The 7,837-nt window shown below is 68.8% G+C and carries 7 protein-coding genes and 1 pseudogene; 4 read left to right on the forward strand and 4 right to left on the reverse strand.

Annotation, left to right across the window (positions count from 1 at the left end; genetic code table 11):
• Positions 1 to 214 precede the first annotated feature (214 nt).
• The 4 genes from LCE31_RS23545 (at position 215) to LCE31_RS23560 (ending at position 3,902) form a co-directional block, all read left to right on the forward strand.
• Positions 215 to 1,573, forward strand: coding sequence for a DUF317 domain-containing protein (locus tag LCE31_RS23545; protein ID WP_225017292.1), 1,359 nt, complete (start codon positions 215 to 217; stop codon positions 1,571 to 1,573).
• Between the two features lie 300 nt (positions 1,574 to 1,873).
• Entirely contained in the window at positions 1,874 to 2,296 is a 423-nt protein-coding gene (locus LCE31_RS23550; RefSeq protein ID WP_225017294.1) for a hypothetical protein, read from the forward strand.
• The gene (locus tag LCE31_RS23555) at positions 2,293 to 2,832 is read left to right on the forward strand and encodes a hypothetical protein (RefSeq protein WP_225017296.1); all 540 of its coding nucleotides are present in this window, start codon (positions 2,293 to 2,295) and stop codon (positions 2,830 to 2,832) included. Before LCE31_RS23550 ends, LCE31_RS23555 begins: the two co-directional genes overlap by 4 nt.
• Before the next feature lie 242 nt (positions 2,833 to 3,074).
• The gene (locus tag LCE31_RS23560) at positions 3,075 to 3,902 is read left to right on the forward strand and encodes a transposase (protein WP_225017317.1); all 828 of its coding nucleotides are present in this window, start codon (positions 3,075 to 3,077) and stop codon (positions 3,900 to 3,902) included.
• 11 nt (positions 3,903 to 3,913) lie between these two features.
• Here the strand turns inward: LCE31_RS23560 and LCE31_RS23565 are convergent.
• The 4 genes and pseudogenes from LCE31_RS23565 to LCE31_RS23585 all read right to left on the reverse strand — a co-directional run.
• Positions 3,914 to 4,189: pseudogene (locus LCE31_RS23565) on the reverse strand (methyltransferase domain-containing protein); the annotation flags it as partial.
• Between the two features lie 616 nt (positions 4,190 to 4,805).
• On the reverse strand, positions 4,806 to 6,104 hold the full coding sequence (locus LCE31_RS23575; protein ID WP_225017322.1) for an MmgE/PrpD family protein: 1,299 nt from the start codon (positions 6,102 to 6,104) through the stop codon (positions 4,806 to 4,808).
• 145 nt (positions 6,105 to 6,249) lie between these two features.
• The gene (locus LCE31_RS23580) at positions 6,250 to 7,347 is read right to left on the reverse strand and encodes a hypothetical protein (protein WP_225017324.1); all 1,098 of its coding nucleotides are present in this window, start codon (positions 7,345 to 7,347) and stop codon (positions 6,250 to 6,252) included.
• A 293-nt stretch (positions 7,348 to 7,640) separates the two neighbouring features.
• The coding region (locus tag LCE31_RS23585) for a hypothetical protein (RefSeq protein ID WP_225017326.1) at positions 7,641 to 7,837 on the reverse strand (197 nt) is incomplete at its 5' end.

Genomic DNA, 7,837 nt, shown 5'->3' on the forward strand with positions numbered 1-7,837 from the left:
CGTCGTGGCACGCGCTGCTCCACCCCCCCCCCCCCCCCCCCCCCCCCCCCCCCGCCGGGGGGGCCCCCCCGGCCCCCCCCCCGCCAGCCACCAGCACGCCCCGGGCCGGGCCGCCACGAACCACGCCTCCCCGCGCCGCGCACAACTCCCGCTCACCCGCCCGCTGACCGCCGGACTCCTACAAGGCGACGACCAGCAGAAGAGAGTCCCCTTCGTGACGAACCCTTCCCTCGACGCGCACGTCCGCTTCGATCTCCACCCCACCCACCCCAGCGCGGTGACAGCCATTCTGACCGGCTCACAGGCTCACATCCCCCACGTGGGCCTGGAGGCGGGCAACTGGAGCGTCGTGGCCCCGAACACCCTGGTGCTCGCCCGCATTGACCACGAGGAGCCCTACTACGCCGAGCAGGCAGCCCGGGAACTGACCGCGGGAGGGAGCACCGTCGAGATCACCCCGCGCCTGCGGGAAGCCATGGACGAGGAATGGACCTGGGCCACCTACCCCATGCCCTGGTGCACCCGCAGCGAGATCCGCGAGGTCTCCGACCAGGCCCAGAAAATCTACGACGACATCCGCCACGGCCACCTCCTCATCCACGCCCACGCCCACGACGGCCACACCACCGTCGCCGTCGGCACCTACCTCCACCGCGGCGGCACGTCCGTCTACCTGCACGGCGAGGACCACCTGCGCCAGATCGCCGACACCTTCGACTCGCCCGCCAAGGCCCTGAGCGCCTTCGAAAAGGTCCACGGCAGCGAGATGCGCCCCGGCCCAGCGCTTCCAACCGACACCGAACGCGCCGCTGCCGAAGCCCGTAAGCCCCTCACCCTCCCCGCCGCGATACCCCCCACAGAAGAGACCGTCCCCGCATACGCGGCCGACGCCGGCAACCACGATGCCCTCCTCGACAGGTTCCTCGCCGCCCACGGCGACTGGCAGCGATGGCGAACCTGGTCCGACGAAACTACCCACGCCATCCACGAATCCCAGACCCTGCGCATCGAGCGCATCCACGAAGCCCGCGCAGGCCAGATAGCGTGGATCGTGGCGGCGTACGAGACTCCCGTCTCCGAGCGGATCTGGGCCCTCACTGCGACCGGTGCCACCCCCGAAGCGATACTGCAGAACCTTCTGGAAGACCTCAGCGACGGCCACCGCCGGGACAGGGCCACCGGTGCCTCGTTGGACGAGGAAACGGTCAACACCGCCACACGCCCCCTCATCGACGCCGGGTGGCACCCCGCCATAGAAGGACGCTGCATTCGCTGGACAGCTCCAGGCGCAGACGCCGGAGTCCAACTCGACGCATTCACCGCCCAGCGCGCCAACGACAATCTCGATACCTGGACCGTGTGGGCGGGCCCCAGCCTCGAAGAGGCGACCTGGACCCTCACCGCCTCGCCACACACCCCCAGCTCACTCCTGGCGACTCTCACCGAGAACCTCACCCAGAAGGCCGGCACTCACGGCAGCGACCGCACAGCACGGCCCAACAGCATCCCGCTGCGGCCCTCTCCCCCGGCCACAGCCCCGCCAGCCGAACGCACGTCCAGCCGCCGTCGCTGAAGACAACCACCAAGGAGACACCCCACCTCACACATGGACGAGCCCACCCAGCCACTCCACCCTACGAGGACCGTCCAACAGACCGATCGTGTCGCCATCCCGCAAGCCAACCCGTGCGAGGAAACGAGCAAAGGGATGGAGCCCGCCGCCAGCGCCGCCGCGCCTGACTCACCCCGGTCGCCCCTCAGCAATCCGGCCGGAGCAGCACGCCGACAGCGGACCAGGGGCAGACAGCAGCGCGGGCCCATACTGCACCTCGCGTGCCGTCCAGGCCCGCCAACCCGACAGGAACAACCCGCCATGACCAGCAGCAACCCTGGCCAGAACAAGAAGCCCTCCCCGCCCGCAGCCGGCAGCCGGCCCTCGCTGCGCATCGACGACGCACTCGCCGCCGACCTCGCCGACCTGATGAGCACCGGGCCCAACTTCACCGACGCCGTCCGACAGGCCGTCGGACAGCTCGCCGCCATGTACCGAACCGCATGGGAACACGGCATCGTGTCACCCGGCACCGCACCGGTCCTCGCGGCCTACCAGTTCGCCCCACCTGCCCCGCTCCCGCCCGCGAGCAGCGGGTATGACACGACGTCCGACACGCGCCCGCCCCGACCCATCGGCCAGCGCCTACCGAGCGCGCCGCCAGGCCCCCACGTCCGACTCCCGCAGGCCAAGCCGTGCCTCACCCGTCGGACACCAGCCGCTCCCCCAGGAAGAAGACCATGACCGCCACTGTCCTCGCCGTCATAGGAACGCTCCTCGGATCAATCGTCACCGGAACATTCCAACACCTGGCAGCAGGGCGCGCCGAACGGGCCGCCGCCTCCGCACAGTTACGCCGCGACCGCCTCGATGCGGTGACCGCCTTGGCCTCGGCAGGTTCCGACCATCGTCGGGCCTTATGGATGCGCGGGGAGGCTCGGCTGCGCGGCGCCAGCAACGACGTGCTGGAAGAACTACGAACCGAATCTCACGGGACCCGCTCCGCCATCACGCGCCCCCTGGTTGCCCTGCGCCTCCTCGTGCCCGACGCAGCCATCCACGCCGCGGCACAGGCGATGGTCGTCGCCACCTATGACATGGTCGACGCCGCCAGTATCGGAGAACTCACCTCGGCACAGGATACCGCGCGAGCCGCACACGACCGCTTTATCGACGCCGCCGCGCGTATCGAAGAACTCCCCTCGGCGACGGCCTGGGTGAACGGCCGTCTCCCCCACGGATGCCCTCGCTTCAGACACCGTGCACGTAGGCGGCGCTGAGGGGAGGAGGGCTGCTACGGCGTGGTGCCGCCGGAACCAGGCGTGCAGGGCCCGGGTCTGCACGGGGTGTTTCAGGCTGAGGTTGACGGGTCTTCGAAGTTAACCGGGGCCGTGGCTGCTGATGGCATGTCGGCTGTCACGGACGGTGAGCGTCAGGTGAGTTGGCCCTGGATGCAGGATGCCCGTGGTCGTGGGTGATCATGATGGTTCTCTACGCAGCTTGATCACTTGGACACACGGGCTTGGACAACAATACGACGTTGCTGCTGGACCTGGACGGCTTGGCCGTGACCAGAGTCGAGCGGCTCGCTGACGGCACCCGGCGGGTGCACCTGGCCACGGCCGACGAGGCAGCGCGGGCATGTCCCACCTGCGGGGTGTTCGCCAGGCGGAGCGAGGGTTTCGCGCATACCCGGCCGCGGGATCTGCCCTACGGCGAGCGGAAGCTGGAGCTGGTGTGGCGCAAACGCCGCTGGTACTGCACCGAGCCCGCCTGCCCGCACCGGACTTTCACCGAGCAGGTGAGCCAGGTCCCGGCCGGGGCGAGGATCACCGAGCGGCTGCGCAACGCCGCCGGGCATCGGGTGCGTGACGCCGGGTCCACCGTTGTCCAGGCGGCCCGGGACCTTCGGCTGTCGTGGCCCACGGTGATGGACGTCACCGACACCCAGTTCAGCACCATGTGGAACGCGCTGATCGACGCCGGGACGATCGGGATGACACTGCTGACCGCCTGGATCGCCAAGGAACGGCTGCGAGACCTGCTCGCCTGCGCCCGCACCGGGGCCGGCCACGACCGCATCGGCCGCCTGCGCTACAAGTTCCTCACCTGGTGCGCCGACTCCGAGATCCCCGAAGTCCGCCAGCTCGTCACCACCGTCGATCGCTGGTGGCCCGAGAGCGCCGCGTTCATCGCCACCGGGCGCAGCAACGCCAAAAGCGAAGGAATCAACCGCGTGATCAAGCTCGTTGCCCGAACCGCCCACGGCTTCCGCAACCCCGCCAACCAACGCCTACGCACACGCTGCGTCACCACCCGCCGAGCCCGCGGACACCTCCACCCCGCCTAAATTCGAAGACCCATCATGCGGGGGGAGAGATCCGCCCCGGACACGTCGAGCCCGCGTTCGGCGAGGTACGCGGTCACCGTTCCGGGGCCGCAGCCGACGTCGAGGACAGGGCCGAGATCCCCCACGGTGTCAGCGAAAGCGTCGATGGACGCCTTGAGCCAAGGATGACGACGGATGTCGCCGATTCCCTTCGTCACCACCATGTCGGCGTAGTTGTCGGCTACGCGGTCATAGGACTCACGAACGAGGTCGAGGTCGGCCGGGCGGTCAACAGGGTGTGCACGCATCAGCCAACCATAGGGCTGTGGCGCGGACTTGGGGCTGGAGAAGCGGTTGATGCCAAGCCGTTGATCACGCCCGGGCTGTACTCGTGAAGGTGCTGACAGGGTTCTCGTACGCGCGACGGGCCTTTCTCCGGGCTGGAACCGCCGGGGCGCCCTTCGACCGCCACGCGCGAGCCGGAGTCAGGCCCCGCCCGCGATCGAGGGCGACCCCGCGGTCTCTCGCGAGCCGGCAGCCGACAGTCACGACCATGCGCACTACCCGACCGGAGCAGGGCGTCAGCTCGGCGCGACGGTGGACGGAGTCCAGGGCGGCCCCAGCGGCGGCCGACGCGCCGCGGACCTGGTGCCCGGGGCGAAGCTCCGGCTGATCCCGGCATGGGCCACGATCGGCCCCGCGAGCCCCGGCCCGAGATCATCGACGCCCTGGAAACGCACTCCGGCTGAGTGCCGACCGCGCGGCGCCCCGGGGGCGAGAAGCCAAGACGCTCGGCGCCGGAGGCGGGACCTCACCTCGCTGATGGTGGACGGCGTCCAGGGCGACCCCACCGGTCGCCAGTCCAACCACGCTGTTCTCCGGCGCGGTTCGATGATGCCTGCCACCAACCACCCCGGGGTGTGGTCAGTTGGGAAGCAACGGCGGCAGATCCGCCAGATCCGCCGCGTCGGCGACGGCGTCGACACGGCTCAGCAGATCGGCGGCCTCCTGTGGGCCGGCCGTCGAGTTGGACAGGAACTTCTCCCGTACCTCGGCGCGGTGGAGAGGGCGGCCGATTCCGCCCCTGGGGCCAGCCACGGTGGCCCGTGCGTGGTGGCCGTCCACGTGCTCGATGTCGAGCACGGCCCGCAGCCGGGTCGACATGGGATCCGCCACGACCTGGACGCGGGACAGCCAGTCGGTCCAGGCGGGGCCGTGCGTGAGCACGCCGGCCCGCCCGGCGCGGGTGAACGTGCCGATCCCTATCGTGTCACCGGTCAGCGCGGCCAGCAGGCAGTAGCGAAGGCTGAACTTGGCCTCAAGTTCGGAATCCGCGCTCGTCTTGTCGGCAAGTTCCGTCGCGATGGGGTGCACCGTGAGCCGCGCCGACCGGATGTCGTGCCCTGTCCTGATGCCGAGCCGGTCGCGCACTTGAGTCGCGGCGTCGATGGCCGAGTGCGTCAGGTAGCAGGACGGGTAGGCCTTCACGGCCACGTTCGTGATCGCCTGATCGCCCGCCGCCTTCCAGTCGAGGCGGTCGGCGGCCTGCGGGCCGAGCAGCAGGGGGATCACGCCCGTAGGACCCAGCAGTGCCTGCGCCGGGTACGTCAGGCCGTGGCGAGCGAGCGAAGCGGCCCGCACACCCGCCTCCGCCGCCCGCCCGGCCTGCAGCGGCTTCATCTCCGAGCCGAAGGCCGCGCACAGGCCCGCGGCCATGGTCGCGGCGATCTCGACAGCGGCCGTCACGACCGGCGGTTCGCCGCCGAGCAGCACGGCGTCGGCGACGGCCGCACCGAGCGTGCCGACGATGCCGGTGGAGTGCAGTCCGCGCTGGTTGAGCAGCGGCCCCAGGGGCGCGATCAGGTCGACGAAACGCAGCCCCGCGGCGAACGCCGTGAATACGTCGCGGCCTGACCGGTGCGTGGCCGCGGCCAGGCCGAGCAGGCCGGGCACCATGACCGCGCCCGTGTGGCACAGGGACGGTTCGTGGGTGTCGTCGAAGTCGAGCGCATGGATCGCCGCCCCGTTGAGATAGGCGCGCAGCTCGACGGTATCCGCCTGACCGAGAGCGGCACCCGCCTTGCGTACCGGCTCCGTTGGCTGCCCGAGCCATGCGAGCCCGACAGCGTCGGTCAGGAGGTCCACGAGCCGGTCGGCCTCGTCGGGGCCGGGTGGCGCGATCAGTGCCGTGATCGCGGCGGTCAGCTGCTCCAGCTCGGTCATGCCGGCGCACCTCCCGCGTCGACCCGCCGCGCTGCCCGGATCAACGCGCAACAGCCGCGCCGGCCCCTACCGGCCATGGAATCGCCCATCTCGCAACCTCACTCTCATCCGCTCACCACCTACCGCGGCGGAACCAACCGCCGGATCAGTGAAGGAACATCGTGGCGGAAGACACCGGTTCCGTGATCCTTCCGATCGGGACGGCGTTGGCCGCCATCGCGGCAAGGAGGTCGACGTACGTCCAGCCGATCACCTCGGCGGCCAGGGCCGACAAGTTGGTCATCCGCTCCCGTCCCGGCCGTCCCGGGCCGGTCATGCTGGGCTTCATATTGATGTCAATAGCCTTGATGGAATCATTGACGTCTCCTCGGCAGTCAATCCGGATCGGCGCGGTGATCCTCAGGAATCGTGCGATTTCTATACACGCCTGCTTGAAGTCCCGCAACCGGCCGAGGTCTTCGACGGGCGCACTGTTCGACTCGACGGGTACGATCCCACTGAACGGCATGACCCCCTCCCGGTGGTCAGTCCTCAGAACCGGCGGGAGAGGCCACGGGTCAGATTCGGAGAAAACACCGTCGCGCGTCTCATAGGTACCTGGCGGCATGACAGTCACCGCCCACTCTTCGCCGGGCAGGTACTCCTCGATGAGGAACTTGCTGCCGAATTTCGGCCCCCGCAGGGACTCGATGTGCTCTGCCGCCGCAGCGACGGAATCGACGAGTTTCACACCGGCGCTGCCACGGCCACGGCGCGGCTTGACCATGGCCGGGAAATTAAGCCCCTGCGCCGAGACCGCCTTCTCCACTGTGCCCGGAGTCGGTTCGCTCCGGTCGGTCAAGCTCACCAGGGCTTGCCGGGGAACGGGGATTCCGATCGCGCTGAGCGCGGCGTGACATACGTGCTTGTCTTCAAAGCGTTCGACCGTTACGAGCGGCTGCCCCACGACTCGAAGACGATTGAGGCGCCCCAACTCGCCGATGGGATGCTCGTTGAACAGACTGGTGTTGGCCCAGAATACCTCCGCGCCGGCAGAAACAGCCGCGCTCATACCGTCAAGCGAATCCGGAAACGTCCAGTCCGCCTCGACGTCTGGTTCTGGATTACCTACCGGGGTCACCACGTCGCAGCCCGACCGCGCCAGCGAGAAGGCGATGTCCGCCGATGAATCCCGATACCCGAAGGGATTCGAAGGCTTGACCGCTCCGTCCAACGACGGTGGTGCGATTTCCTGGTACAGCACCGCTATCGGCTTCGTGCGCAATGCGGTCGAGTTCAGAACACTGGGGCCATACATTGCATTTGTCATGGATCTCACGTGCGCGCTTTCAATCGTGGGCTCGACCGGGCGATCGTCGACGAAGACCTTCCGCGCAGGATCAGGCAGGGCAGAGCCCCCTCCAGGGCACACGCAAGGGCTTCGCTCAACTCAGGCGCTTGGCGCGCGAGGATGTCAATGGCCTCGACCGGCAAGGGAACGCATGTCCAGCTCCCAGCTGTACCGTCGGCCATCAGCCTTCATTCCCGATGCGGCCCTCATTCCGACACGGCCGACGAGATGAGACTCAACGCCCGGAAATCCTTCGTCACAGCGAACAGCCGAGCAAAACCGGACATACCGGGTTGATTGCCCAAGCGAACGGGGTCTTCGAATTTAGTACTCCAGCAGTACTTTGAGGCTTGACCTGGGTGAATGTCGAGCGGTGGGAGTGTAGCGGGACGGTTCATGGTCA

This window comes from Streptomyces sp. 8L (assembly GCF_020176795.1).
In the GTDB taxonomy this organism is placed as follows: domain Bacteria; phylum Actinomycetota; class Actinomycetes; order Streptomycetales; family Streptomycetaceae; genus Streptomyces.

Bases quoted from the DNA above. Each gene is read 5' to 3' on its own strand.
- LCE31_RS23550 (WP_225017294.1), top strand. From the start codon at position 1,874: ATGACCAGCAGCAACCCTGGCCAGAACAAGAAGCCCTCCCCGCCCGCA.
- LCE31_RS23555 (WP_225017296.1), top strand. From the start codon at position 2,293: ATGACCGCCACTGTCCTCGCCGTCATAGGAACGCTCCTCGGATCAATC.
- LCE31_RS23575 (WP_225017322.1), bottom strand. From the start codon at position 6,104: ATGACCGAGCTGGAGCAGCTGACCGCCGCGATCACGGCACTGATCGCG.